Origin of the sequence: Nocardia sp. CA-136227, from assembly GCF_050955695.1 — a bacterium.
Classification (GTDB): domain Bacteria; phylum Actinomycetota; class Actinomycetes; order Mycobacteriales; family Mycobacteriaceae; genus Nocardia.
On the sequence record NZ_CP192081.1, the window covers coordinates 68,305 to 92,701 of the forward strand.

The 24,397-nt window shown below is 69.0% G+C and carries 27 protein-coding genes; 13 read left to right on the forward strand and 14 right to left on the reverse strand.

Going from position 1 to position 24,397, the window contains the following annotated elements; genetic code table 11:
- Window positions 1–99 precede the first annotated feature (99 nt).
- The 3 genes from ACQP06_RS00310 to ACQP06_RS00320 all read left to right on the forward strand — a co-directional run bounded on the left by ACQP06_RS00310 (window position 100) and on the right by ACQP06_RS00320 (window position 4,219).
- Window positions 100–1,749, forward strand: a complete 1,650-nt coding sequence (locus ACQP06_RS00310; RefSeq protein ID WP_433669604.1) for a TM0106 family RecB-like putative nuclease — start codon at window positions 100–102, stop codon at window positions 1,747–1,749.
- Window positions 1,746–3,701, forward strand: a complete 1,956-nt coding sequence (gene htpG / locus ACQP06_RS00315; protein WP_433669606.1) for a molecular chaperone HtpG — start codon at window positions 1,746–1,748, stop codon at window positions 3,699–3,701. Before ACQP06_RS00310 ends, htpG begins: the two co-directional genes overlap by 4 nt.
- A gap of 317 nt (window positions 3,702–4,018) precedes the next feature.
- The gene (locus ACQP06_RS00320; RefSeq protein ID WP_033085228.1) at window positions 4,019–4,219 is read left to right on the forward strand and encodes a cold-shock protein; all 201 of its coding nucleotides are present in this window, start codon (window positions 4,019–4,021) and stop codon (window positions 4,217–4,219) included.
- A gap of 91 nt (window positions 4,220–4,310) precedes the next feature.
- On the opposite strand, the gene ACQP06_RS00325 is transcribed toward ACQP06_RS00320, so the two are convergent.
- Window positions 4,311–5,078, reverse strand: a complete 768-nt coding sequence (locus ACQP06_RS00325) for an SDR family NAD(P)-dependent oxidoreductase (protein WP_433669608.1) — start codon at window positions 5,076–5,078, stop codon at window positions 4,311–4,313.
- Window positions 5,079–5,218: 140 nt separating this feature from the next.
- On the opposite strand from ACQP06_RS00325, the gene ACQP06_RS00330 reads away from it, so the two are divergent.
- Both ACQP06_RS00330 and ACQP06_RS00335 read left to right on the forward strand, forming a co-directional pair.
- Window positions 5,219–6,127 (forward strand): SDR family NAD(P)-dependent oxidoreductase, encoded by a 909-nt coding sequence (locus ACQP06_RS00330; RefSeq protein WP_433669610.1) that lies wholly within the window; start codon window positions 5,219–5,221, stop codon window positions 6,125–6,127.
- Window positions 6,128–6,155: 28 nt separating this feature from the next.
- Window positions 6,156–6,800, forward strand: a complete 645-nt coding sequence (locus tag ACQP06_RS00335) for a TetR/AcrR family transcriptional regulator (protein ID WP_433669611.1) — start codon at window positions 6,156–6,158, stop codon at window positions 6,798–6,800.
- On the opposite strand, the gene ACQP06_RS00340 is transcribed toward ACQP06_RS00335, so the two are convergent.
- The 3 genes from ACQP06_RS00340 to ACQP06_RS00350 form a co-directional block, all read right to left on the reverse strand.
- A complete protein-coding gene (locus ACQP06_RS00340; protein ID WP_433669613.1) occupies window positions 6,741–7,481 on the reverse strand; it encodes a TMEM165/GDT1 family protein in 741 nt (246 codons plus the stop codon). The two genes, ACQP06_RS00335 and ACQP06_RS00340, sit on opposite strands and share 60 nt — an antisense overlap.
- Before the next feature lie 291 nt (window positions 7,482–7,772).
- Window positions 7,773–8,294 carry a peptidase gene (locus ACQP06_RS00345; RefSeq protein ID WP_357088368.1) on the reverse strand — a complete coding sequence of 174 codons (522 nt, stop codon included), beginning with the start codon at window positions 8,292–8,294 and terminating at the stop codon, window positions 7,773–7,775.
- A gap of 179 nt (window positions 8,295–8,473) precedes the next feature.
- Window positions 8,474–9,097 carry a superoxide dismutase gene (locus tag ACQP06_RS00350; protein ID WP_357088365.1) on the reverse strand — a complete coding sequence of 208 codons (624 nt, stop codon included), beginning with the start codon at window positions 9,095–9,097 and terminating at the stop codon, window positions 8,474–8,476.
- Between the two features lie 152 nt (window positions 9,098–9,249).
- Between ACQP06_RS00350 and msrA the strand changes: the two genes are divergently transcribed.
- The gene (msrA, locus tag ACQP06_RS00355; protein ID WP_433669615.1) at window positions 9,250–9,915 is read left to right on the forward strand and encodes a peptide-methionine (S)-S-oxide reductase MsrA; all 666 of its coding nucleotides are present in this window, start codon (window positions 9,250–9,252) and stop codon (window positions 9,913–9,915) included.
- Here the strand turns inward: msrA and ACQP06_RS00360 are convergent.
- Window positions 9,912–10,523, reverse strand: a complete 612-nt coding sequence (locus ACQP06_RS00360) for a hypothetical protein (RefSeq protein WP_433669617.1) — start codon at window positions 10,521–10,523, stop codon at window positions 9,912–9,914. The two genes, msrA and ACQP06_RS00360, sit on opposite strands and share 4 nt — an antisense overlap.
- 310 nt (window positions 10,524–10,833) lie before the next feature.
- Here ACQP06_RS00360 and ACQP06_RS00365 point away from each other — a divergent pair, with 310 nt between their 5' ends.
- The 4 genes from ACQP06_RS00365 to ACQP06_RS00380 all read left to right on the forward strand — a co-directional run bounded on the left by ACQP06_RS00365 (window position 10,834) and on the right by ACQP06_RS00380 (window position 14,183).
- On the forward strand, window positions 10,834–11,205 hold the full coding sequence (locus ACQP06_RS00365; protein WP_433669619.1) for a rhodanese-like domain-containing protein: 372 nt from the start codon (window positions 10,834–10,836) through the stop codon (window positions 11,203–11,205).
- A gap of 18 nt (window positions 11,206–11,223) precedes the next feature.
- A complete protein-coding gene (locus ACQP06_RS00370) occupies window positions 11,224–12,315 on the forward strand; it encodes a DUF4328 domain-containing protein (protein ID WP_433669620.1) in 1,092 nt (363 codons plus the stop codon).
- Window positions 12,312–13,079, forward strand: coding sequence for a glycerophosphodiester phosphodiesterase (locus tag ACQP06_RS00375; RefSeq protein WP_433669622.1), 768 nt, complete (start codon window positions 12,312–12,314; stop codon window positions 13,077–13,079). The genes ACQP06_RS00370 and ACQP06_RS00375 overlap by 4 nt, the downstream gene beginning before the upstream one ends.
- Window positions 13,080–13,268: 189 nt before the next feature.
- On the forward strand, window positions 13,269–14,183 hold the full coding sequence (locus tag ACQP06_RS00380; protein WP_433669623.1) for a DUF5926 family protein: 915 nt from the start codon (window positions 13,269–13,271) through the stop codon (window positions 14,181–14,183).
- Between the two features lie 129 nt (window positions 14,184–14,312).
- Here the strand turns inward: ACQP06_RS00380 and ACQP06_RS00385 are convergent, their stop codons facing one another.
- From ACQP06_RS00385 to ACQP06_RS00400, 4 genes are all read right to left on the reverse strand, one after another.
- A complete protein-coding gene (locus ACQP06_RS00385; protein ID WP_357088354.1) occupies window positions 14,313–14,861 on the reverse strand; it encodes a ferritin in 549 nt (182 codons plus the stop codon).
- Between the two features lie 92 nt (window positions 14,862–14,953).
- Complete coding sequence (locus ACQP06_RS00390; RefSeq protein WP_433669625.1) at window positions 14,954–16,426, reverse strand: LCP family protein; 1,473 nt, start codon at window positions 16,424–16,426, stop codon at window positions 14,954–14,956.
- A gap of 51 nt (window positions 16,427–16,477) precedes the next feature.
- Window positions 16,478–17,272 carry a CPBP family intramembrane glutamic endopeptidase gene (locus ACQP06_RS00395; RefSeq protein WP_433669627.1) on the reverse strand — a complete coding sequence of 265 codons (795 nt, stop codon included), beginning with the start codon at window positions 17,270–17,272 and terminating at the stop codon, window positions 16,478–16,480.
- Window positions 17,273–17,296: 24 nt separating this feature from the next.
- Window positions 17,297–18,067, reverse strand: coding sequence for a DUF2470 domain-containing protein (locus ACQP06_RS00400; protein WP_379103123.1), 771 nt, complete (start codon window positions 18,065–18,067; stop codon window positions 17,297–17,299).
- 151 nt (window positions 18,068–18,218) lie between these two features.
- On the opposite strand from ACQP06_RS00400, the gene ACQP06_RS00405 reads away from it, so the two are divergent.
- The 3 genes from ACQP06_RS00405 to ACQP06_RS00415 all read left to right on the forward strand — a co-directional run bounded on the left by ACQP06_RS00405 (window position 18,219) and on the right by ACQP06_RS00415 (window position 20,359).
- On the forward strand, window positions 18,219–18,638 hold the full coding sequence (locus tag ACQP06_RS00405) for a hypothetical protein (protein ID WP_433669629.1): 420 nt from the start codon (window positions 18,219–18,221) through the stop codon (window positions 18,636–18,638).
- 144 nt (window positions 18,639–18,782) lie between these two features.
- On the forward strand, window positions 18,783–19,700 hold the full coding sequence (pheA, locus tag ACQP06_RS00410; RefSeq protein WP_433669630.1) for a prephenate dehydratase: 918 nt from the start codon (window positions 18,783–18,785) through the stop codon (window positions 19,698–19,700).
- Window positions 19,697–20,359, forward strand: coding sequence for a histidine phosphatase family protein (locus ACQP06_RS00415; protein ID WP_433669632.1), 663 nt, complete (start codon window positions 19,697–19,699; stop codon window positions 20,357–20,359). Before pheA ends, ACQP06_RS00415 begins: the two co-directional genes overlap by 4 nt.
- On the opposite strand, the gene ACQP06_RS00420 is transcribed toward ACQP06_RS00415, so the two are convergent.
- The 5 genes from ACQP06_RS00420 to ACQP06_RS00440 form a co-directional block, all read right to left on the reverse strand.
- Window positions 20,356–21,237 carry an ESX secretion-associated protein EspG gene (locus ACQP06_RS00420; protein WP_433669634.1) on the reverse strand — a complete coding sequence of 294 codons (882 nt, stop codon included), beginning with the start codon at window positions 21,235–21,237 and terminating at the stop codon, window positions 20,356–20,358. The two genes, ACQP06_RS00415 and ACQP06_RS00420, sit on opposite strands and share 4 nt — an antisense overlap.
- Complete coding sequence (locus tag ACQP06_RS00425; RefSeq protein ID WP_433669635.1) at window positions 21,234–22,403, reverse strand: PPE domain-containing protein; 1,170 nt, start codon at window positions 22,401–22,403, stop codon at window positions 21,234–21,236. The genes ACQP06_RS00420 and ACQP06_RS00425 overlap by 4 nt, the downstream gene beginning before the upstream one ends.
- Before the next feature lie 14 nt (window positions 22,404–22,417).
- Window positions 22,418–22,729, reverse strand: coding sequence for a PE domain-containing protein (locus ACQP06_RS00430; protein WP_433669637.1), 312 nt, complete (start codon window positions 22,727–22,729; stop codon window positions 22,418–22,420).
- Between the two features lie 83 nt (window positions 22,730–22,812).
- Window positions 22,813–23,166, reverse strand: a complete 354-nt coding sequence (locus ACQP06_RS00435) for a metallopeptidase family protein (protein ID WP_433669638.1) — start codon at window positions 23,164–23,166, stop codon at window positions 22,813–22,815.
- A 20-nt stretch (window positions 23,167–23,186) separates the two neighbouring features.
- A complete protein-coding gene (locus ACQP06_RS00440) occupies window positions 23,187–24,347 on the reverse strand; it encodes a septum formation family protein (protein WP_433669640.1) in 1,161 nt (386 codons plus the stop codon).
- Between the last annotated feature and the right edge of the window lie 50 nt (window positions 24,348–24,397).

Genomic DNA, 24,397 nt, shown 5'->3' on the forward strand with positions numbered 1-24,397 from the left:
GCGAATCACCCTAACGGGTGGGTTCCCGCCGGAGCGAGCGCCTGGCGGAAACAGGGCGGCCCGCCGACCCTGTCGGGGGATGAGGCCATACTGACTGGCGTGTATTCGGGTATCGGTGACCATGGCGAGCGGACGGCGTTCGTGGACGCGCGCGCGCTGATCGGGTGCCGGCACCGGCTTTTCCTGGACGCCACCCATCCGGGCGTGTTGACCGGAGTCGCCGAGGACGCCGGCGTGCAACAGCGACGAGAAGCGGCGGCCGCGCACAGATCTCAGGTGCGCGACACCCTGGTCGCCGCGGCGCCCGAGAGCTGGACGGTGATCGATCCCAAGCAGCCCGCGACCGCGCGGGCCGCCGCCACCATGGCCGCCATGGCCGCGGGCGCCGACCGCATCTGGGGCGGGCTGTTGCCGCAGGAGGCCGACACCGGCCGTCGCGGCGGCTGCGAAATCCTGTGGCGCGACACCGATCGCGGCGGATACCGCCCGGTCATCGTGGTGAACCACAAGGTGACCGACCCCCGCCAGCCGGACCCGGCCGACCACCACCCGGTGACCAGCGGCCTGTACGAGTGGAATCCCCAGGAGGACAGGCACGTCCGCACCCGGCCGCAGCCGCGCGACCTCCAGCGCCTCGCGCACCTGTACCGCATGCTGCAGCGGCACGGCCTGGCCAGCCCGAGCCTGACCGGCGGCGCCATCGGCTACCACTTCGACCGCATCCTGGTGCACGACCTGGCCCTGCTGCTGGACGACTACGACATCCGCTACGCCGACCGCATCGCGGTGGTGCGCGGCGAACTCCCCACCGTCCCTTCGAAAGTCCCCGAATGCCGTCAGTGCCCCTGGTGGGGCCGGGCCCCCGAGGAGGGTGGCCGCAGCTGTGGGCAGTGGCTGGCCGACCACCGTGACGTGAGTCTGGTGGCCCCGGGCTCGCGCGCGGAGGTGCTGCGCCGCCACGGCGTCGAGACCATCGACGAGCTGGCCGCCTGGAGCGGCGACGACCCGGACGACTGGCAGTACGAGCCGTTCACCGAGGCCGTGGTCACCGCCCGCGCCTGGGCGACGGGCGCGCCGCTGGTCCGCCGGGTGGACCGGGTGCGGGTGACCCGCGCCGATGTCGAGGTGGACGTGGACCTGGAGAGCTTCCAGGAGCACGGCGCCTACCTGTGGGGCACCCTGCTCGATGGCGTGTACCGCCCGTTCGTCACCTGGGATCCGCTGCCCACCGAGGACGAGGGCCGCTCCTTCGCGGAGTTCTGGACCTGGCTGATGGGCGTGCGCGCGCAGGCCGCCGCCGACGGTAAATCCTTTGCCGCCTACTGCTATTCGCGCACCGCCGAGGACAAGTGGCTCTACGAGTCGGCGCGCCGGTTCGCGGGCCGCCCCGGCATCCCCACCGAGCGGGAGGTGCAGCGGTTCGTGGACGGGCCGCAGTGGGTGGACATGTTTCAGGCGGTGTCGGAGCAGTTCATCTGCCCGAACGGCAAGGGCCTCAAGAAGATCGCGCCGGTCGCGGGCTTCCACTGGCGTGACGCGGAGGCCGGCGGCGAGGCGTCGATGGCCTGGTACCGCCTGGCCGTCGCCTACGACGGCGGCGAACCGGACCTGTCGCAGCGCACCCGCATTTTCGAGTACAACGAGGACGACTGCCGCGCCACACAGGTACTGCGGGATTGGATGACCGACCGCGCGGACGCCGAGGTTCCCGCCATCGCCGACTTCGACCGTCGTAATATCGCGTCGTGACCGAACACGTCGAACACCTGGAGTTTCAGGCCGAGACCCATCAGCTGCTGGAGCTGATGATCCACTCGGTGTATTCGAACAAGGACACCTTCCTGCGGGAGTTGGTCTCCAATGCCTCCGACGCGCTGGACAAGCTGCGCCTGGAGACCTTCCGCGACAAGGACCTGCACGCCGACACCTCGGATCTGCACATCGAGCTCGAGGTCGACCGCGACAACCGCGTGCTCACCGTGCGCGACAACGGCATCGGCATGTCCCGCGCCGAGGTGGTGGACCTGATCGGCACCCTCGCCAAGTCGGGCACCGCCGCGCTGCGTCAGCAGCTGCTGGAGGCCAAGGCGGGCGACCAGCAGGCCGAGGAGCTGATCGGCCAGTTCGGCATCGGCTTCTACTCGACCTTCATGGTGGCCGACAAGGTCACCCTGACCACCCGCAAGGCGGGCGAAACCACCGGTACCCGTTGGGAATCGGAGGCCGGTAGCCCCACCTACACGATCGAGGAACTCGACACCGCCCCGCAGGGCACCGCGGTGTCGCTGCACCTGATGGCGGCCGACGAGGACGATCACCTCTTCGACTACACGCAGGAGTGGAAGCTCCGCGAGATCATCAAGAAGTACTCGGACTTCATCGCCTGGCCGGTCCGGATGGATGTCGAGCGCACCGTCATGGAGGGCGACGGCGAGGACAAGGTCGAGAAGACCATCGTCGAGACCCAGACCCTGAACTCCCAGAAGGCGTTGTGGACCCGCCCGCGCAGCGAGGTCACCGACGAGGAGTACACGGAGTTCTACAAGCACGTAGCCCACGCCTGGGACGATCCGCTCGAGATCATCCCGATGAAGGCCGAGGGCACCTTCGAATACCAAGCGCTGCTGTTCATTCCCTCGCACGCGCCGTTCGACCTGTTCACCCGCGAGCACAAGCGCGGCGTGCAGCTCTACGTGCGCCGGGTGTTCATCATGGACAACTGCGAAGAGCTGATGCCGGAGTATCTGCGCTTCGTGAAGGGCGTGGTCGACGCACAGGACCTGTCGCTCAATGTGTCCCGCGAGATCCTGCAGCAGGACCGCCAGATCCAGATGATCCGCAAGCGCCTGGTGAAGAAGGTGCTGTCCACGGTCAAGGATCTGAAGAACGCCGAGGACCAGGCCAAGTACCAGGAGTTCTGGCGCGAGTTCGGCCGGGTGCTCAAGGAGGGCCTGCTCTCCGACGCCGACAACCGCGAGACCATCCTGGGCGTCTCGTCGTTCGCGTCCACGCACTCCGAGAGCGAACTGACCACGCTGGCCGGGTATGTCGAGCGCATGCCCGAGACCCAGTCGGCGATCTACTACATGACCGGCGAGTCCCGGCAGCAGATCGAGAACTCGCCGCACATGGAGGCGCTGCGGGGCAAGGGTCTCGAGGTGCTGGTGCTGACCGACCCGGTCGACGAGATGTGGGTCGGCTCGGTCACCGAGTTCGAGGGCAAGCCGATCGTCTCCATCGCCAAGGGCGAGGTCGACCTCGAGACCGAGGACGAGAAGAAGGCCTCCGAGCAGCTGCGCGAACAGCAGGAGAAGGACTTCTCCGGCGTGCTCGGCTGGCTCCAGCAGACCCTCGACGCGGAGGTCAAGGAGGTGCGTCTGACCAACCGGCTCACCACCTCCCCGGCCTGCATCGTCGGCGATGTGTTCGATTTCACTCCGATGCTGGAACGCATGTACCGCGCCTCCGGCCAGGAGCTGCCGCACAGCAAGCGCATCCTGGAACTGAACCCGGACCACGCTCTGGTGACGGGTCTGCGCGACGCGTACGCGCAGGTGTCCGGCGACGAGGACAAGCCGCTCGCCCTCACCGAGACGGCCGAATTGCTCTACGGCACGGCGGTTCTCGCCGAGGGCGGGGAGTTGAAGGACCCGGCGCACTTCGCCCGGATCCTCGCCGATCGGCTCACCCGCACGCTCTGACCTGGCGCGCCGGATCGGGTCGTGGCGGCGTCGCCGCTACGTTCCCGATCCATAGCGAGCGGGAATCGGTCATGCTCAGCCGGGTCGAGATGTGACGGTGCGCATGCTCGGTGATTTCCGGGAACTAGCGGCCGGGGCGTACGTTGTATGTCTTGGTCGTAAGTTTTTCGTGTTCGTGTTTCAACATGCTCGCGCGGAACAGTGTGCGGGCGTTGCTTCACCTTGCCAGTCAAGTTGCAAGCCGCCTTCTGATCGACCCGGGTGTCGCAGCCGCGACGCCCACGCAATAAAAAGAAACACCTCGTCAGGAGAAGGTAATGGTTCAGGGCACCGTCAAGTGGTTCAACGCGGAGAAGGGCTACGGCTTCATCGCCCGCGAGGACGGCCCCGACGTTTTCGTCCACTACTCGGAGATCGAGGGCAACGGCTACCGTCAGCTCGAGGAGGGCCAGGCGGTCTCGTTCGAGATCACCGAGGGCAAGAAGGGCCCCCAGGCGGCCGCTGTTCGCCCGCACTAAGGGAGGCCGCGGGGTCGCACCCCGCTCCCCACACGTGAAATAACAAGGCCCGCACCGGATTCCGGTGCGGGCCTTGTGTTGTTCACAGCGGTTAGCGCGGAGCCATACGGAGGGCGCCGTCCATACGGATGGTCTCGCCGTTCAAGTAGTCGTGCTCGGTGATGTACTGCGCGAGCTGCGCGTACTCGTCCGGGCGACCGAGGCGGGACGGGAACGGCACGCCGGACTCGAGGCCCTTGCGGTACTCCTCGGTGACGCCGGCGAGCATCGGGGTGTCGATGATGCCGGGCGCGATGGTGTTCACGCGGATGCCGAACTGCGCGAGGTCACGCGCGGCCGGGATGGTCATGCCGGCGACGCCGCCCTTGGAGGCGGAGTAGGCGATCTGCCCGATCTGGCCCTCGAAGGCCGCGACCGAGGCGGTGTTGATGATGACGCCGCGCGAGCCGTACTCGTCGACCGGATCGGTCTTGGCGATGGCGTCGGCGGCCAGGCGCATGACGTTGAAGGAGCCGAGCAGGTTCACGGTGATGACCGTGCGGAACAGCTCGAGGTCGTGCGGGCCGTTCTTGGACAGGATGCGTCCCGCCCAGCCCACGCCGGCGCAGTTGACGACGATGCGCAGCGGCACACCGGATTCCACGACCTTGGCGACCGCGGCGGCCACCTCGTCACCGCTGGTGACGTCGGTCGGGATGAGGGTGACGCCGGCCGGGACATTGTCACCCGCACGCTCGATGGACTGAGCCAGATCCAGGCCGAACACGGTCGCGCCGACATCGGCGAAACGCTTGGCGGTGGCCGCACCCAGACCGGAAGCACCTCCGGTGACAATGGCGGCGGAGCCCGAAATCTCCACGGTTTGGTCCTCTCGACAAGGGACGGCCCTCTCGCTGGCCATCCGTCAATAGGCACCCTAGCGGGACTGTGTGCGGGCCTACACAACAGGCTCTCGAGATTTGCGAACACGGGTGTTCGTCGAAGTGGTATTTTCAGCTCATGAACGCCAGCACGGTCGGTCATCGCCGTGGTTTCCGCCGCCGGATCCCGCGCGTGGCCGGCAAACGCATCCTGATCACGGGCGCGGCCCGCGGCATCGGGGCCGCGCTCGCCCGTCAGCTGCACGCGCACGGGGCGCACGTCGCGCTGCTCGGCATCGAGGAGACGCTGCTGGCCCAGGTCGCGAGCGAATGCGGCGACGCGCCCTGGCGGTACTGCGATATCGGTGACCCGGCCCAGGTGGAACGGGTGGTGAACTCGCTGACCGCGGAACTGGGCGGCCTGGACGCGGTGGTCTGCAACGCGGGCATCGCCCGGCAGCTGTCCCTGCTCGGCGGCGACCCGACCGTGCTCGAGGAGACCCTCGCCGTCAATGTGCTGGGCGTCTACTACACGATGCGCGCCGCCGGACCGCACATCGCGCACCCGGGCGGCTACATCCTGATCGTCTCCTCGCTGGCCGCCGCCATCCATCTGCCCCTGGCCGGGGCGTACAGCGCCTCGAAGGCCGCGGTCGAGGCGCTCGGCGACACTCTGCGCATCGAATTGCGGCACACCGGGGCCAAAGTGGGCATGGCCTATTTCGCCGAACTCGACACCGAGATGACCAGCCGCGGCTTCGGCACCGAGGCCGCCCGCAGCATTCTGGGCCGGTCCACCGTCTCCGGCGTCGCCCCGCTGGGCCCGGCCATCGACGCCTGTGAGCGGGCGCTGGCCCGCCGTTCCCGCCACATCGTCTCGCCGTATTGGGTGAGCATGGCGCTGTGGTGCCGCCCGCTCACCCAGCACCTGATCGACTTCTCGCTGCGCCGGGGTGTAGCGAGTGGACTGGCCATCGCCGATACGGAACCAACGGGGTTCACCACCGAGCAACCGGCCCGGCCCCGCAGAATGAGAAAGCTCGCCTGAACGACCGAGGCCACCTGGAGTCCCGCGTATGACCGAATCGGCAACCCGCCAACTACCCCGAGGCCGGCACGGCCTGCCCCGGGAGCACGTGGTGGCCGCCCAGCGCGACCGCATCCTGGCCGCCATGGCCGAGGCGATGGCCGAGAACGGTTATGTCGGAACGCCGGTGGCCGCGGTCATCAAGCGCGCGGGGGTTTCCCGTGAAACCTTCTACGAGCAATTCCGTTCCAAGGAGGACTGTTTCGAGGCCGCCTACGAGCGGGCCACGGAACTCATGCTGACCGGCATCCTGGCGGCCACCGGCGCCGAGTTCGACGGGGAGACCCGCACCGAACGGATGGAACGGCTGCTCGGCGCGTATCTGGAGGCGCTGGCCGCCCAACCGGCTTACGCCCGGGTGTTTCTCGTCGAGGTGTACGCCGCGGGCCCGGACGCCATCGCGCGACGCACCCACCTGCAGGAAACCTTCGTGGCCATGGTCGCCGACGTGCTGGGCGCCGAGACCGAGTCGCAGCGTTTCGCCTGTCAGACCCTGGTCGCCGCGCTGAGCTCGATGGTCACCGCGCGCATCGCGGTCGGCGACCCGGAGGGATTGCGCGAATTGCGCGCGCCGCTACTGGACCTCGTGCGGCGCAGCGGGGACCTGTTCGGCGACAACGTGCTCGGCGACTGAACCGGCCGGGGTCCCGGCGCGCCGGCGCAGCACCAGCAGCACGCCGCCGGCGAGGGCGGGCAGCGCCAGCGACAGCAGCGCGGCCAGCGGGGTGCCCAGCCCGTGCGCGAAGGCCTCGAGCAGGGTGAGCGCACCGAAGTACAGGAACAGCAGGCCCGAGCAGACCGCGATGATCCGCTCCGGGATGTGCTTGCCGACGGTCACGCCGATCACGATGGCCAGCGCGCCCGCGGCCACCATGCCCGCGACCGAACCGATCCACACCGCGACCCAGTTGTTGTTGGTGGCCAGTGCCATGGTGGCGAACATGGTGCGGTCGCCGAGCTCGGCGAGCAGGAAGGCCGACAGCACGACCAGGAACGCGGACCGGGACCTGACCTGCGGCGCGACCTCGTCATCGGCGTCCGAGGAGTTCGAGAGGGTCTCGCGCAGGGTCCAGAGGCCGACGCCGATCAGGGTGGCGGCGGCGAACAGCGAGATGACACCGGTCGGCAGGGCCGCGCCGAGGAAGTGGCCGACGCCGACCGCGATCAGGTTCACCAGCACGCTGGCGACGGTGATGCCGGACAGCACGGTCCACCAGTGGTAGCGCAGCGCGAAGGTCAGTGCCATGAGCTGAGATTTGTCGCCCAGTTCGGCGAGGAACAGCACGCCGAAACTCAGCAATATCGTGGCGATCATGAAGTCAGCTCCCAGGTCTCCGGCCTGTCGGCTGAACGCGGGGGCGCTTCAGCCGACACCGCACCGGTAAATCGGTTTGGTTCTTGTCGGCCGAAGGTCTCGCCCACCGGAAGACTCCGGTTCACGTGCCGGATCCCGGGGGATCAGTATGTCGACGACGTGATTGGGGGCTACTCCCCTTCGCTCGGGGGCAACTTTACTCCGGCAAACCGGGCGCATGCAAACCGCTGTCGTCCAAATCGCAATGGGCGCAATAAGTTTGGCGATGCTGCCGGAAGGTTTCGGGTTCCCTTACGCGGCCAGCAGCATAGCCAGAACCGCGGTGTCGGGATCACTGATCGGATCCACCCCGACTCGCGAAACCATCGAGGTCACCGCACCGTCGGAATCGGTCTCCACCCAGGCCGCGCGGTGTTCCAGCCCCAGATGTGGCAGGCCTGGCAGCAGCAGGCAGCCCGAGGCCGCGCCCGAGCACTCGGGCAGCGAGGGTCGCGTTTCGCGCGGCGGATGCAACATGATCAAGGCCGGTGGCACATGTCCGGCAAATCTGCCGGGCTGCAACGCTTCGTCCCCGAGTACGGGCCCTTCCGCGATCACCAGCCCCACCATGGCCGGATCGGGGTCGTCGGGCAGCTCTTCCCGTGCTCCGAACACCGTCGACGTGGGCAGCAGGCCCGGCAATCCGGCCACTCGCACGGCCAGTACCAGCAGTTGCGCCCATTCCTTGGTGGAGTCGGGCCAGCGTCCGGAGATCACGAATCCTTGCAGCGAACCATGGGCCTGGAAGGGCATGACGCCGATCTGACCACTCATGATGTGCCTCCCGAACTTCCCAGGGGGCGGCTGTGCCCGGTGTTGCCAGTGGGAACACCAGGTTGTACCCGAAGCTAACTGGCACACAAGTACCAAAGAGTGCTAGCACCCGGCCCCCTGAAATGCCGAAAGGCCCGCGAACCGACCGGTTCGCGGGCCTCCGCAAGCATGAGGGGGCGTCAGCCGAAGATCAGGCCCTTGCCCTGCGAAACCGCCTTGGAGTAGCGGTCCTGGATCTCCGCCCAGTTGACGACGTTCCAGAACGCCTTCACGTAGTCGGCCTTGACGTTCTTGTACTGCAGGTAGAAGGCGTGCTCCCACATGTCCAGGCCGAGCAGCGGGATGATGCCGAGCGGCACGTTGCCCTGCTGGTCGGTGAGCTGGAAGGTGAGCAGCTTGTTGCCCAGGGTGTCGTAGCCCAGCCAGGCCCAGCCGGAGCCCTGCAGGCCGTTGGCCGCGGCGGAGAACTGCGCGACGAACTTGTCGAAGGAGCCGAACTCCTCGTCGATGGCCGAGGCCAGGTCGCCGACCGGCTTGTCGCCGCCGTCCTTGGACAGGCTCTTCCACCAGATGGAGTGGTTCACGTGGCCACCGAGGTGGAACGCGAGGTTCTTCTCGTTGAGGAAGATGGCGGCGTGGTCGTCCTTGGCCCGCGCCTCTTCCAGCTTCTCGAGGGCAGCGTTGACGCCCGCGACGTAGGCGGCGTGGTGCTTGGTGTGGTGGATCTCGTTGATCTGCCCGGAGATGAAGGGCTCCAGGGCGCTGTAGTCGTAATCGAGTTCTGGCAACGTGTAAACAGCCACGATGTCCCTTTCCGTGTCGGGGGGCCGCGTGCCCTCGGCATGATCCGAGGCGCACCCAACCATCATTCGTACACCCGCTCGTTCGCAACCGGGCTGCGTGCCCCCGCATTCCGGCCCAGATATATCTCCTACACGTCCCGTAGCCTGGAGTCATGTCGTGGTACGACGAGTTCGTCGGTCGCTTGCGACTGCCGGAGCCGACCATGGTGACTCCCGGGCAAGCTCTGCCCGGGCGTTCCGAACCGCTGGTCGTGCCCGGCAAGCACTACGTCAGCGGTCATTCCTTCAAACCCCCGTTTCCGGCGGGCACGCAACTCGCGGTGCTGGCCATGGGTTGTTTCTGGGGCGCCGAGCAGGGGTTCTGGGAATTGGAGGGCGTGTACTGCACGGCCGTGGGCTACGCGGGCGGCTACACCCCGAACCCGACCTATGAGGAAACCTGTTCGGGCCGTACCGGTCACACCGAATCCGTGCTGGTGGTCTTCGATCCGCGGGTGATCGACTACGCCGCGATCCTGCGGCGGTTCTGGGAGCACCACGATCCGACCCAGACCATGCGGCAGGGCAATGATCGCGGCACCCAATACCGTTCGGCCGTCTTCACCCTCGACGACGAGCAGGCGCGGACGGCCGCGGCGTCGCGGGCCGACTATCAGGAACGCTTGTCGGCGGCCGGGTTCGGGGAGATCACCACCGAGATCGCCCCGCTCCCGGACCTTTCCGCGTTCTTCTACGCCGAGGGCTATCACCAGCAGTACCTGGCGAAGAACCCCGGCGGTTACTGCCCCGATCATGCGACCGGGGTGACCGCCGCCTAGAGCGGCGGGACCACGTCCGGTCGCTGGGTGCGCGGGTCGCCCGCGTCGTGGGCCTGCCACCAGCGCACGCCGCCGGCGATGAACTCCGGCAACGGGATCGGATTGCCCTGCTTGTCGGTGACCTCGGCGGCGTCGAACCAGACGCGGATGTCGAGTTCGCGCGGGTCGATGCCCTCCTCCTGGGAGAACTCCATCAGGTGGGCGCCGGGTTCGTCGCGCAGCACCGTGTCGAAGCTGAGCAGCTTGCGCCACTGGCTCCAGGAGCTGTCGCTGAGGTCGAGGAAGTCCCACCCGTGCAGCGCGCCGCCGCCGAAGCTGTTGACGGCGTCGTGCAGGCCGTCGACGGTGAGCGGAAGCACAATCGGCTCGAGGTCGTCCCAGCGCTGGCGGCGCAGGGAGGCGGCGATCCGGCTGACGCCGAGGAGGTTGAGGTAGATGTCGCAGTCGGCCGGTGGCGGGCCGTCCGCGGGGAGAGTCAAGACGTCCAATTCCAGCCTCAGCGTGGCCGCCGCCGGATCGACGTCGATGCCGAGGCAGGTCGCCTCCGACAGCGCGAGGTTCAGTCCCTTGATATCCAGGCCGTCGAGTAGCCCCCTGCTCACAGTCATAGCGCCAGGCTACCGATCTTGCCTGGCTGGACCGTGGATTTCCGGTTTTCTCTAGTTATGTCGTGTTTTTCCGGTGCGAATGGAACCGCGGGCCGACCTGCGGCGTCAGACTGGATGAGGCCTTCTGAGACAGGCCTTCGGGTCGGCCGCTCCGGAACGGGGAGGGGACTTCCGGATCGGCCGACCCGGACGAATCAGTCGTCTATCAACCTGTGGATCAGGTTGTGGATTATGTGGATAACTCCCGAAACCAACCCTGTGCAGGTACGGAACTCCACAGCCCTCGCGCGCGCGTGGCAGGATCGAAACCGTGACGAACCCCCACGTGCCCTCGGTGCCCATCGATGAGGTGCCCGCGGAATTCGACGCCGCGGACGGCTGGGGCTCCGCCGCGCCCGTACCGGCCCAGCTCCTCGACGTCCGCGAGGACGACGAGTGGCAGCTCGGCCGCGCGCCCGGCGCCATCCACATCCCCATGACCGACGTCCCCGCCCGGCTCGACGACCTGGACATCGACGCCGAGATCTACGTGATCTGCCGGCAGGGCGGCCGGTCCATCGCGGTGGTGGAGTTCCTGAACCAGATCGGTTACGAGGCGATCAATGTCTCCGGTGGCATGGTGGCCTGGCAGCAGACCGGCCGTCCGCTCGCCGGGGACGGTCCCGAGGCGAAGATCTACTAGGCGCGGAGAGGTGGAGCGATGAACGGGGGACAGGTGGGCCGATCGCGATCCGCCGTCGTACAGCCGTGCGCCCGCTGCGGTGCTCGCTGGGCGGTTCAGGGCAAACCGCTGCACTGGTGCCCGCGCTGTCACGGCGTGCTGCTGTCACCGGCCCCGGTGGACGCGCCCGCCGACCGCCGCAACTACCGCTGGGTGGCCCGCCCGCCGGGGCGCAAATCCCCTGCTGCCCAGCCCGTCCGGCGCCCGGGTTCCACGGAGACGCCGCGCTATCAGCAGATTCCGCGCTGGGGACTGCACGACCGGCCCCCGGCCGAAGCTCCCGAGCCGTACCGCCCGCTGGCCGCCTGGACCGACCGGTTGGACCGGTTGCTCATCGCGACCGCGGCCGTCTTCGTGGTGGCGGCGCTGGCCGAACTGGGCCGCTACGGGATCCTGCTGCGCAATCGCACCCGGCTCATCCAGCCCTGGCTGCTGTGGATCTCCGATGCCGCCGTGACCGTCTCGGCGACCCTGGCGCTGGCGCTGGCCCTGCTGTCGGCGGTGGCGCTGGTCGGCTGGCTCGCCGAGACCCGCCGCGCCGCGTACGCGAATGTGGGCGAGTCGGATTCGCGGTCGCTGCTGTCGCTGGTGCTCGGCTGTGTAGTGCCGGTCGCGAACCTGATCTGGCCGGGCATCTTCCTGACCGAGGCGGCGCAGCGCACCGGCGACGGTGATCCGCGGCTGCTGCGCGCGGTCCGGATCTGGTGGGCCGCTTGGCTGTCGAACGCGGTGCTGGTGCTGGTGGCGCTGGGCTACCGATTGACGGATTCGCTGCAGGTGCAGGCCGACGGCGTGCTGGTGGCGATGTGGACGGATCTGGTCGCGGCCGGTGTCGCGGTGGCCTCGCTGGGCTTGGTGCGCGCGTTCGCGGGCCTGGATCTGCAGGGTCGTCCGAAGGTGCCGCGCCGCTGGCTGATCGCGACCGGCCCGGCGCGCCCGCTGATCGAGCCCGTGCGGCGCGCGCCCGCGGCTCCGGTCGGGGATGATGCTGTGGTCGGGGATGAGGCCGCCGCCGGGAACGCTGTACAGGCAGCTCCGGACGCGGAGCAACAGGAGGTAGTGGCGAAGTGAGCCGGGCCAGTCGCGCGCCGTTCGTGGTGGCGCACCGGGGGGCGTCCGTGGCGCGACCCGAACACACCCTCGCCGCCTACGATCTCGCCCTGCAGGAGGGCGCCGACGGCGTCGAATGCGATATCCGCCTGACCCGCGACGGGCACCTGGTCTGCGTGCACGACCGCACGGTGGACCGCACCGCGAACGGGACCGGCGCGGTCAGCGAGATGACGCTCGAGGAGCTGAAGGCCCTGAACTTCGGCACCGCCGCGGAACCGGAGGGCGTGCTCACCCTGCGCGAGCTCATCGAGCTGGTGCTGGACTGGAAGAGCCGTCCCACCAAGTTGTTCATCGAGACCAAGCACCCGGTCCGGTACGGCGCGCTGGTCGAGACCACCCTGCTCAACGAGCTGAACCACTACGGCATCGGCGCACCCGCCTCCGCGGATCATTCACGCGCCGTGGTCATGTCGTTCGCCGCGACCGCGGTCTGGCGCATCCGCCGCGCGGCCCCGCTGTTGCCGACGGTGCTGCTGGGCGAGTCCTCGCTGTACCTGTCCGGCGGCGCGGCGCACACCGTCGGCGCGACCGCCATCGGCCCGTCGGTCCGCACCCTGCGCGAGCACCCGGATCTGGTCGACAAGGCCGCCGCCGCGGGCCGCGCCACCTACGTCTGGACCTGCGACGACCCCGAGGACATTCAGCTCTGCGCCGACCTCGGCGTGGACTGGGTGGCCACCAACCACCCCGCCCGCACCAAGGCCGTGCTCACCACCGCATAACCCCCGCCCTTGCAAGGCGCATTACCCAAGGTTCGCGGCCGTCCCGATTCTGGACTGCGGCTTGATAGACCTCCGCCTTGGAGCGGGGGAGCGAAGCGGAGGAGCGTAGGAGGGAAGAATCGGGCCCAGGGGCCGCGAACCCTGCCCGGAGCGCAGCGTAGGGCCAAAGGCACAGTAGGTTTGCCAACCATGGGTAAGAGCAAGCGCAACAGTCCCAAGCCGGACTCCAATCGGGCGCAGAAGCTGGCCGCCCGCCGTGCCGAACAGGAGGCGGCGGCGTCGACCGTGACGCGGCCCTTCGCGGGCTTGGCCGCGGAATGCGATCTGGTCGCGCTACGGGAGTTCGTGCCGTCGGCGACCGCGACCTTGAAGCTGGCGCCGAGCGTCGGCGCGGAGCGTGAGGTCACCCTCGCCACCGTGCTGCCGGGTGCGGTCGCCGCGCTGGTGCGGGCCGGTGACGAGCCGGTCGGTTTCGTTGGCACGCAGGTGCAGTTCCAGTCGGCCGATCCCGCCGCGGATCTGGCCGCCGCCATCCTGTGGACCCAGTCCGCCACCCCCGGCGACTCGCTCGCCGCCGCCAGCGTCGGCGGCGCCCCGCTGACCGAGGTGCTGGATTCCGGTGCGGCCCTGGACCTCACGGTGCACCAGGACTTCAACTGGTGGGTGCCCGCGGGCGTCACCCCGGACCCGCAGGTGGCCGCCACCATCGAGCAGGCCAACCGGGCCATCATGCCGTCGGCCCGCCTGGAGCTGGGCGCGGACGCGATCGGCGCGGCCTGGTGGGTCGACGCCGGCGAGAAGGCGCACATCCGCTGGGTGCGCCCCGAGGACGAGGACCAGCTGATGCTGGCCCTGGCCCGCCTGCACGCCGCCGGAGATCTGCACCTGGGCGAGGGTTCGCGGTTCGCGGGCTCGTTCCGCACCCACGGCCTGCTGGTGCCGGTCTTCGACCTGGACCGCGAGCGCCACGCCAGCGAATGGGAAGCCCCCGCACGCGAATTCGGCGAGAAGCTGGCGGCCGCGCTGAAGTCGGACGCCCCGCTGACCTCCGACGAGCGTCGTTCCCGCGACGGCCTGCGCTCGCGTCAGGTCACCTTGCGCTGACCGTCCGCGGATTTCCGCGCGATACGGCAACAGGCCCGGTCCGAAGTTTCGGACCGGGCCTGTGTCGTCTATCCACCGGACGGAGCCGAATCGTCTTCGGCCCCACAGGTTATTGCCGTGATTCGCCTGTTACAGCGAGCCACCCGCGGCGTGCGGCGCGCCGGACGCGTCCTTCGGGCTGCTCATTTCCCGCTGCACGAAATTCTCCAGGTCGAACAGATTCGCGCTGGCCCGCTCGGCGACGGTGAGCAGGGTCTTCATGGTGGCGACTTCCTCGACCTGTTCCTTGAGGAACCACTGCATGAACTGCTCGCCCTGGTAGTCGCCCTCTTCGCGGGCGGTCTTGGCGAGCTGGACGATCTGGTCGGTGACCGACTGCTCCTGCGCGACGGCGAGCGCGATCGGCTCCTTGGCGTTCGCGAAATGCGAAGTGGCGGAATCGACCCCGGGCATCTCGACACTGATGTCCTGGTCGATCAGGTACTGCGCGATCATCATCGCGTGATTGCGCTCTTCCACGGCCTGCTTGTAGAAATACTTGGCCAGGACCGGAAGATCGGCATTGTCGAACCACAATGCCACCGCGATGTACTGGTGCTCGGCATTGAATTCGTTGCGGATCTGATCCTGCAGCAGGGCCTGGAACTTGCTGCGCTTGGTCTGGGTTCGGGTGGACATGCGGAAGACATTAATCCTGGTAAAACCGCGTGTCATCCAAGTGCAGCCTTATTGAGCACAGCCTTATTGAGGCAAGTATTGCCTAATTCGAACTAACTTCCGACCGTGGTGATCAGGTCCGCCGGGATCTGTTGATCCTTGGCCAGCGCGTCGAAGAACGCGCTCGCCCTGGTCTTGTCCCAGAGCAGCACATTGCCGCTGCCGGAGACATTCTCGAAGCCGCCGACCGGCACCGTCGTGGTGATCGGATCACTGCTCAGCGCATTGCCCAGGCCCGCCAGATTCCACACGTGCGCACCGTCATCGACTTTCAACGCCGAGGTGAGATCCCGTACCAGCGGCCAGGATCGGAACGGATTGGCCAGCGTGCCCGGGCTCGACGCCTTCTTCAACAGTGCGCTGAGGAATTTGCGCTGATTCAGCATGCGATCCAGATCGGCGCGCGGCGTGGCGCGGGAACGCACGAAACCCAGTGCGTTCGGGCCGCTCAGGGTCTGGCAGCCCGCCGGCAGATCGATACCCGCCAAGGGGTCTTTCATCGGCTGGTCCAGGCACATATCGATGCCGCCGACCGCGTCCACGATATTGGCGAAGCCGCCGAATCCGATCTGCACGTAGTGGTCGATGTGCACGCCGGTCGCGCCTTCCACGGTGCGGGCCAGCAATTTCGCGCCGCCCACCGAGAATGCAGCGTTGAGCTTGTCCTTGCCGACGCCCGGGATGTTCACATAGGAGTCGCGCGGGAGGCTGACCAGCGTGGGCCGCCCGGATTTGGGGATGTGGACCAGGATCACGGTGTCGGTGCGTTCGCCCTCCACATCGGACCCGGTCGACAACTCGTCTTCCTGCGCCTGCGAGAGCCCCGCGCGGCTGTCGGATCCGACCAGAAGCCAATTCGTCCCGGGCGTGTCGCCGACCCGTCCGGAGTAGTCCGCGAGCACGTCGATCCGCGTCAGATGGGTGTCGACATAGATGGCCGCCGCGATGGGCAGCACGAGCAGCACCACCAGCAGCGACAGGATCCAGCGGAACCAGTGCCGTTTGCGGCGCGGCCGGGCGCCGCGCGGTGGCCGGCCGTCGCCGCCGCGGCGTTGGCCGGGCAGCGGTGGCGGGGGAGTGCGGGGCGGGTCCTCGTGGAAGGGGACCGGCTGCTGGGTGGGCGCGTGTCCCATGGGCGTGGCGGTCCGGGCGGGCATCCGATCACCCTGGGGCGGAACCCGATTCCCGGGGGGTGGCACGCGATTGCCCGGCGGCGGCATCCGGTTCCCGGGCGGCCGCTGGCGCGGGTCGGGGTTCCGGTGCGGTGGCACCTGTGAATACGCCAGGGCCTGACCGGATTCATCGCGTCGGATCACCTGGTTTGGTTCTACCCGCGGGCCGCCGTCGTTAACGGGCGGGTCGTAGTTCCGCGCTCGATCGGGCATGGGCTGCCGTGGAGCCGAAGGCCGCTGTGGTTGCCCGGGATTCGCCATCGGGCGCTGCGGGTGGGCCGGGCGCTCACCCGGGCGTCCCGGCGGCGGCTCCCGGCGCATCCGTGCACAGTGCTGGGGGTCGTCGCCGTTCATTACTGGAAACAGTACCGACCGCGCCCGCGCCGCGCCGCTTTCCGAGCGGATTCACGGCAGCCAGGAGACATGTCCGCGCAGTAAGGCGTACCCGAGGTAGGCGATGGTGTCGATGAGGGCGTGTGCGAGCAGTAGCGGCCACAGCCGGTTGGTGCGTTGCCAGTAGCGCCCGAAGATCAACCCCATCACCAGGTTTCCGAGCCCGCCGCCGAGACCCTGGTACAGGTGGTAGCTGCCGCGCAGTAGCGCCGACGCGAGCAGGGACCGGTTCTCGGTCCAGCCGAGCGCCCGCAGCCGGGTGATGAGATAGGCCACAACGAGCACTTCCTCGGCCGCGGAGTTGGCCCAGGCGGCCAGCACCAGCATGGGGAGTCGCCACCAGTGTTCGAGCGAACTGGGGACGATGGTCACACTCACGCCGAGGGCGTGCGCCGCCAGATACAACCCGAGTCCGGGAATTCCGATCACCGCGGTGAGCAGCAGTCCGGGCAGCACATCCGCGCGCCATCGCAGTGACCGTGCCAGCCCGATGGCCCGCGGCGCGATCCCGCTGCGCCACAACAGATATATCCCCAGCGCCGCCCATCCGAGCAGCCGCGCCACGCTCAACAGCTGGAACAGCAGGTCGATGGCCGATTGGGTGGCGCGCGAGGGATTGAGCGCCACGGTCTGCCCGCCGACCCCGCCGGGGGAGAGGGCGCTCTCCAGCAGTGACAGTGCCGCGTTGGCCCCGCTCAGCCCGAAGGTGACGACCAGCACCACCGCGATCTCGAGGGTGATCGCCCGGCGCCCCTGTTCGGACGACTCGGGCGCGGGCCAGACGGGCGCGGGATCAGCCGAAACCATGCCGCCAATCTAGGCGCGGCGGCGTCAGATCCGGTGCATCCCGCCGTGGAAGGGGTTGCCCGCCAAGGCGTGTACCGCGCGGCTGAGCGATTCGATGTCGTCGGCGGGGGCCTCGAAGGGGATGCGGACGTCGTGGTCGGCCTCGATGGCCTCGACGCGCAGGGTGACGCCGTACCGGTCGATGGCCAGCGGGTGGATGAGCGCGCCGCGGCGCAGGGCGTGCGGGAGGCGGCGGGCCAGCCGGTCGACCACGTCGGGGTGGTCGGCCTGAAGGTGTTGCAGCCAACCGGCTTCCAGCGCGCAGAACGGGTCGGGCCGGGCGTCGCGGAGTTGTTCGCGGTCGACCGAGGCGGCCCCGGAGGTGTCGGCCACCACGGCGGAGTCGATGACCAGCCGCAGCAGGGTGGCGGTGTGGCCGATATCGAGCAGGTCGGGGTGCGGGTGGTCGGTGGCGATCGCCCCGGCGAGGGCGCGCTGTGAGTGCGCGGGCACCGCGTGTGCCCAGCCGCGCAGCCAGACCAGGGCGCGGACGCGTTCGCGCAGGGCCAGTGGCGCCTGGTCGGTGAGTTCGAGCACCGCGGGGGAGCCGTTCACTCCACAGCCGTGCACGAGTCCGGCGGCGGTGGAGTTCATCGGCACCGCCATCACCATGTCGCCGCACTGCCGCAGCAGGTGCACTGAGGTGGGCACGGGGTCGAGGCCGGGTAGGGCCAGGACCGCGTGTTCGGCGTGCGCGCAGGCGCTGTGCACGCGTTCGGCGGTTGTGGGCGCGACGACCTGGGCCGCGTGCGTCATGGACACCTCCGGGGGTGAATTAGGTAAACCTAAGCTAAGTGACGCAGGTCGCTCGCGCAAGACGTTCCCCCGCCCGCCGGGACCGCGCCGCCCCCGCGCGCACCCTCGGGGTCGAGGTCAGGCGGCCTGCCGGGGCCATTACCGTGGGGGCGTGCCGCACGATTCATCGCACGCGCCCGAACCGGTCGCGCTGAGCCTGTCCGTCCCGCCGCGCCCGGCCCGCGGGCTCACCGAGGACCTGGTCCGCCCGATCACCGCCGACCCGGCCCTCGAGATCCTGGACCTCACCCTCGACGACGAGGCGGTCTCGGAGTTCCTGGTGCGAATCGTGCACGGCGACACCGGTTTCGTGGCCCGCACCGACTCCGGCGAGCGCGCCCTGGCCGCTGTCGCCGCGACCGTGGCCGCCCTCTGCGGCGAGGACATCCGCACCGCACTGACCACCCCCGACACCGCGTTCCTGACCGGTCTGCAGCCGCCCGCGGTCGAGGCCTTCCGCGATGTCCTGCTCGCCATCGAGACCTCGGATGAGGTTGCCGTGCGAACCGGATTGGCGGTTCTGGGCGGCTGAATCCGCCCCGCAGCTGGTCTCCGGTCCGCCCTCCCGGCGTCCGGGCCTGCGGTTTTTATGGCGACACCGTGGATTTCGCCGAAAGTTACCCGGGAGTCGGACAAAGCGGGGGGTGACCGCGCGCACGCAAGTACTGTCGTAACCGTGCCGCGTATCGCCTACTTCGGGCCGTCGGGAACCTTCACCGAGATGGCCCTCGCCAAACTCGAGTCCACCGGAGCCTTCGATGGACCGGTCGAGCGTGTCCCCGCCCCGAGTCAGGGTGCCGCCGTCGAACTGGTCCGCGCCGGTAAGGCGGCGGGCGCGGTGGTGCCGATCGAGAGCTCGGTGGAGGGTTCGATCGCGCCCACACTGGACGCGCTGGCCGTCGGCCCGCGATTACAGATCGTCGCGGAGACCGATCTGGATGTGGCGTTCACGATCGTGGGCCGCCCCGGCATCGCGCTCGACCAGGTGCGCCGCATCGCCGCCTATCCGGTCGCGGCCGCGCAGGTGCGTATGTGGCTGGCCGTGAACATGCCGCTGGCCGAGATGTACACCTCGGCATCGAATGCCGCCGCCGCCGAGGATGTGGTGGCCGGGCACGCCGAGGCCGCGGTCTCCACCACACTGGCGGGTGAGCGCCTGGGACTGACCACCCTCGCCGACGGCGTCGCCGACGTGGAGCGCGCCGTCACCCGCTTCGTATTGGTCGCGCCGCCGCAACCGGCCCCGGCGCGGACGGGTACGGATCGCACCTCGATCGTGCTGGAGCTGGCCAACGAACCGGGTTCGCTGATGCGGGCGTTCGCCGAGTTCGCCACCCGCGGAATCGATCTCACCCGCATCGAGTCCCGGCCGACGCGCACCGGCATGGGGACCTATCGCTTCTACCTGGACTGTGTCGGACACATCGACGACACCGCTGTCGCCGAGGCCCTGAAGGCATTGCACCGCACCGCCGCCCGGATCCGGTTCCTCGGGTCCTGGCCCGCCACCGCGGCCACCGGCACCCCGCCACCACCGGACGCGCCCGCCGCGGCCTGGCTGGCCGATCTGAAGAAGGGGGTGGCCGACCTGTGAGCGGCAAACTCATCCTGGTCCGCCACGGCGAGACCGAAGGCAATGTGGGCAAGATCCTCGACACCCGGCTGCCCGGCCTGCCGCTCACCGAACGCGGTGTGACCCAGGCCAAGAACTTCGGCGCGAACCTGATCGCGCCGCCGCAACAGCTGTTCTCGTCGCAGGCGCTGCGGGCCCGCCAGACCGGCGGCTACATCGAGTCCGCGACCGGCGTCGCGCTCAACGTGCTCGACAACCTGCAGGAAGTGCAGCTCGGCGACCTGGAGGGCCAGACCAGCCGGGACGCGCACCTGGCATTCCAGAAGGTCTATCACGCTTGGCATTTCGGTGATCTGAGCGTGCGGATCCCGGGCGGCGAATCCGGCGAGGACGTGCTCGCCCGCTACCTGCCCGCCCTGCGCCGACTACGCGACGACTACCTGACCCAGCCCGGCGCCGGCGATATCATCGTGGTCAGCCACGGTGCGGCCATGCGCCTGGTGTCACGTGAACTCACCGGGGTGCCACGGCTTTTCGCCGCCAATAACCACCTCGACAACACCGAGACCATCGAGCTGCAGCCGTTCGAGGACGACCGCTGGGAGTGCACCCGCTGGGGCCGCTTTCCCGCGCCGTTCACCGGCGCCTTCGCCGGCACCGGCGACGACCCGATGGGTTAGGACCCGAATTCGGCACGCAGCGGCAGGGATTCGACGAGATCCCGCAACGCCGTGCGCAGCCGGGCGGGGGTGCCGCTCGCGAAGGACGTCCACCTGGTCCCGTCCTCGGCGGTGGTGGTGATGGCGACGAACCGGCCGTGGCGGGTGTTGTACACGGCGAGGTGATTCTCGGCGACCTCACGCACGCCGTCGCCGTAGCGGACGCCGACGATCTCCGCGTGCGAATGCACCTGCACCAGCGCCGATGCGATGACCTGCGCGTCCCGCGCCGGATCGCACACCGTGCTCAGGCGGGCCTCCGTGGTGGCGGAGTCGCCCGCGTCGTCGAAGATCGGCGCCAGATCCTCGGTGGGCGCGTGCATTCCGGACAGTTCCAGCGGATCGGCCGAGCCGAGCGCGGCCAGCACGGTGCCGGGGAGATCGTGGCTCGCCTCGTCGATGACATAGGACCCGAGGCCGCGCAGCGCGACCACATCCATGTCATCGCCCTTGGCGATACAGAGCCGATTGACCTGATCCTCGACGTACCAGCGCATCGCCAGCACCCAGTGCGGCCGGTAGAGCGCGAGCAGCCGTTCGGAAAGCTCCGGATGGACCTGGCTCGGGTAAGGGCTGGTCGGGGTAGCGCCGGAGGACCCGTCGCGGTCGTGACCCGGGGCGGCCGGATCGTCGTCGAGCAGTTCGCGTTCGGCCAGTGTGGCGGCCGCAGTGGCCATAGCGGCAGCGTGGTCAGCGGCATTGTCGTAGCGCCCCAAGGCATTCAGCACCACCGGCAGCTCATCGATCCCCAATATCTCCTGGAGATACTGCATTTCGTCGAGGGACAACGTGACCGAGCCGAGCAGTGACGGCCCGCGGCCCTCGCCGAGGACGTTCACCGGTCGGCCAGGACGTCGCCACCGATGACCGCGGGCGCGATCACCCGGCCGTCGGCGAACACCTCCACCGATCGGCCGTAGTCGTGGCGGCGCGTCTCCTCCTCGTCGCTGCCCTGTGTACCGAGCAGCGGACCGGTGCCGGTCGACCGCATCGCGGTCGCAGCCGTAGTCGTGGCGGGCGTGCCCATGGTTTCGACGACCGGTGCGACGGGAACCGTTGCACCGCTGGGGCGTCCGAGGCCCACGCTCCAGCCCTCGGGCAGTCGCAGCATGCCCGCGCCATTGCCGATATTCACCGATCCTCCACTGCCGGAGTAGGACACGGTCTGCGTGGTGAGTGCCGCCCCGCCGGCGGTCGCGACCGCTGCGGTGCCGGGCAGAATCGGCGTCCCGAATCCTGGAGTCGACGTCGTCGTGTTGGCGATGGCCGTAATCGCGGTGCTCGCAACGTTTCCCACGCTGCTGACGCCACTGGTGGCGACTGTCCCGGCCGCTTGGGCGACCTGGGACAGCGCGCTCGTGACCGCCGGATTCTGCGCCAGCGCGGCCGCCGCGCCCAGGGCTGCCTGCACTGGATCACCACTGAGGGTGAACGCGTCCCCGCCCGCATTCGCCGAGCCCGCGCCCAGCGCGATGGGCGGCGGCATCAGGAACTGTCCCGGCGTGGCGACCATCGAACTCGTTGCCGCCTCATAGGTTTCCATCACCAGCGCGGCCCGGATATCGAGCGCCAGCTTCGCGGCCTCGGCCGCCTCCGCGCTGCCGTTGAGCGCCCCGCCGGACGAGTACGCGGCCACCCGCGCGGTCTCGACCAGCGCGATCTCCGGCAGGCTCGGCATGGCGATGGAGGCCACGGTGTACGCGGTCGCATGGGTGTTGGCCTTGCCCGACATCACGCCCGCCATGACGGCCTGCTGTTCGGCCCAGACGGTGAACCCGCCGAGCCGGGCCAGCACGTTCAGACCGTTGATGCCCTCGAGTCCGATCCCGATCTCGGCCATCACCCGCGCCACCGTGGCGGTGGCGTCCATCCAGGCGGCGGTGAGCCCACCCCAGGCGCTGCCCGCGGCCGCGATGGGAATCGCGTGCGCCCCGGCATTGAGCGAGATGGAGTTGATTTCGGCCATGCGAGGCAGCCAGAAGACCCCCGTGACCCCCAAGGTCATGCGTGTCTCCCCCTCTACACCTGGATCGCCGCGATACCGGCCGCCCGCTCTGCGTCCAAGGCCAGGTACTGGGCCAGCTGGCTGCGCAGGGTGGCGGCGGCGTGGTGCAGTTCGAGAATGCCCTGGGCGACGGACCGGTCGTGGGTCAGCGCGGCGGTGTTGAAGTGCGCGGCGGCCAGGAAGGACACCTCTTCGGTGCCGGAGGGGAGCACGTGGGTCGCCGGTGCGGTCGCGCCGGCGGCGGCCGCCAGGCGTTCGGCGAGCAGGTCGAGTTCGAGGGCGGCCGCGAGGATCACCTCGGGCTGCACGAGGACGTGGCCAACCATGATCGGGCTCCCTCTCTACGTTCTTCCTCCGGTTATGGAGATTGGACGCAGAGGTCTGCCGACCGGTTCCCGGCTTCCGCGGATCAGCCCCAGCCGAGCTGATGGAGCCGTTCGTCGTCGATCCCGAAATAGTGCGCTATCTCGTGAATCACCGTGATCGCCACCTCTTCGACCACCTCGTCTTCGCTGCCGCACATCTCGAGGATGGCGTCGCGATAGATGGTGATGGTGTCGGGCAGCGCGCCCCCGTAGTGGCTGAAGTCCCGATCGGTGAGGGCGATGCCGTGGTAGAGCCCGAGCAGGTGGGGGTCCTCGTCGCTACGCGCTTCGATGAGGACCACCACATTGTCGATCGCCCGGGCCAGCTCCGGCGGAATCAGGTCGAGCGCGTCGCCGACCAGCTCCTCGAAGCGGTCGTCGGACATGGAGACGGACATGACTGCGTTGTCCCCCGGAACTAGCGGGGCTGGGGGATGACCGGCGGCACCGCGCCGGGCAGCGGCGGCGGGGTGTAGCGGCCGTTGTTGGGCGGCGGCACCGGGGCCTGACCGTCGATCTGGATGTCGCCCTTGGCCGATCCGGTGATGGCCGCGAAGCCCTCCTGATCAGCACCCTTGCCGACCAGGCAGTTGAGGCTGCGGCTGCCGGCCACCCAGCTGCGGGTGTCGAGCGCGTCCCAGAACAGGGTGAGGGTCTTGTTGCGCAGCGCGTCGGGCGAGCCGAGGTAGTCGGTGGCGTCCTTGGCGCACTGGTCTTCCATGTACTTGTCCTGCTCGTCCTTCGACGGCGGGCCGCCGTTGAAGTGGGTGGCCAGGTCCACGGTGGAGACGATCTCGAAGGCGTGCGGCTGGGTGCAGTCGACCGGGTCGGTGGGCAGGTTCGACTTGATGCCGATGCAGGTGCCCACGTCGTAGACCTTGGACTGGTTGATGTCGCGCACGCTGCCGGTGATGGGCTTGGTGGCCAGGCCCTGGCTGCCGGAGACCTGCAGGCCGCAGCGCAGCGTCCGCTCGCCCGCCTTCCAGCCCGCCTCACCCGGATTGATCAGGCCGACAACGAATTTGCCGCGCGGGTCGAGCCGGCCGCCGAGGTACTCCTGGGCGGCGGACACGCAGTGCTCGTCGCGCAGTTCGGAGAAGCGCAGCGAGTCCGGGAAGCGGGAGCCGGGCCCGAACTCCTTGCCCGGGTACCTGCTCAGGTCGATGTCGGCGGTCACCTCGAACAGGTGCTTGCCGCCGCACTCCACCTTGGACAGGTCGCTGGCATTGGACTTGGTCCAGGTCAGGCAGTCGCCCTCCTTGGCGGTGCCGAAGGCCGCGCCCGCGACCGCGCCGGTGGGCTGCGCGGCCCCCGGCGCGTGCGCCTTCACCCGGTTGGAGTCGAAGCCGTGCGAGACGAACATGGTGATGAGCACGGCGAGCGTGACGCCGACCGCCATGGCCAGCAACCCCCACCGCACGGTGGACGCCGAGAGCGGACCGTTCTTGTCCAGCTGGGCTTCCACCGCGCGGAAGGGCGTCAGCAGTCGATCCGTCGCCGTCGGCTTGCGACGGGACGGCGACCCGGGGCGCTGCGAGGACGGCGCGGACCACTGCGAAGGCGTCTTTTGCTCAGGCATCGCGGTCCATCATTGCAGCGCCACCCTGCCGCTGCCACGAACCACCGGCT

Bases quoted from the DNA above. Each gene is read 5' to 3' on its own strand.
- ACQP06_RS00335 (WP_433669611.1), top strand. From the start codon at position 6,156: ATGACCGAATCGGCAACCCGCCAACTACCCCGAGGCCGGCACGGCCTG.
- ACQP06_RS00425 (WP_433669635.1), bottom strand. From the start codon at position 22,403: ATGACCTTGGGGGTCACGGGGGTCTTCTGGCTGCCTCGCATGGCCGAA.
- ACQP06_RS00320 (WP_033085228.1), top strand. From the start codon at position 4,019: ATGGTTCAGGGCACCGTCAAGTGGTTCAACGCGGAGAAGGGCTACGGC.
- ACQP06_RS00360 (WP_433669617.1), bottom strand. From the start codon at position 10,523: ATGACTGTGAGCAGGGGGCTACTCGACGGCCTGGATATCAAGGGACTG.
- ACQP06_RS00340 (WP_433669613.1), bottom strand. From the start codon at position 7,481: ATGATCGCCACGATATTGCTGAGTTTCGGCGTGCTGTTCCTCGCCGAA.
- ACQP06_RS00390 (WP_433669625.1), bottom strand. From the start codon at position 16,426: ATGAACGGCGACGACCCCCAGCACTGTGCACGGATGCGCCGGGAGCCG.
- ACQP06_RS00345 (WP_357088368.1), bottom strand. From the start codon at position 8,294: ATGAGTGGTCAGATCGGCGTCATGCCCTTCCAGGCCCATGGTTCGCTG.
- ACQP06_RS00395 (WP_433669627.1), bottom strand. From the start codon at position 17,272: ATGGTTTCGGCTGATCCCGCGCCCGTCTGGCCCGCGCCCGAGTCGTCC.
- ACQP06_RS00370 (WP_433669620.1), top strand. From the start codon at position 11,224: ATGAACGGGGGACAGGTGGGCCGATCGCGATCCGCCGTCGTACAGCCG.
- ACQP06_RS00430 (WP_433669637.1), bottom strand. From the start codon at position 22,729: ATGGTTGGCCACGTCCTCGTGCAGCCCGAGGTGATCCTCGCGGCCGCC.
- ACQP06_RS00330 (WP_433669610.1), top strand. From the start codon at position 5,219: ATGAACGCCAGCACGGTCGGTCATCGCCGTGGTTTCCGCCGCCGGATC.
- ACQP06_RS00380 (WP_433669623.1), top strand. From the start codon at position 13,269: ATGGGTAAGAGCAAGCGCAACAGTCCCAAGCCGGACTCCAATCGGGCG.
- ACQP06_RS00400 (WP_379103123.1), bottom strand. From the start codon at position 18,067: ATGACGCACGCGGCCCAGGTCGTCGCGCCCACAACCGCCGAACGCGTG.
- ACQP06_RS00435 (WP_433669638.1), bottom strand. From the start codon at position 23,166: ATGTCCGTCTCCATGTCCGACGACCGCTTCGAGGAGCTGGTCGGCGAC.
- ACQP06_RS00440 (WP_433669640.1), bottom strand. From the start codon at position 24,347: ATGCCTGAGCAAAAGACGCCTTCGCAGTGGTCCGCGCCGTCCTCGCAG.
- msrA (WP_433669615.1), top strand. From the start codon at position 9,250: ATGTCGTGGTACGACGAGTTCGTCGGTCGCTTGCGACTGCCGGAGCCG.
- ACQP06_RS00385 (WP_357088354.1), bottom strand. From the start codon at position 14,861: ATGTCCACCCGAACCCAGACCAAGCGCAGCAAGTTCCAGGCCCTGCTG.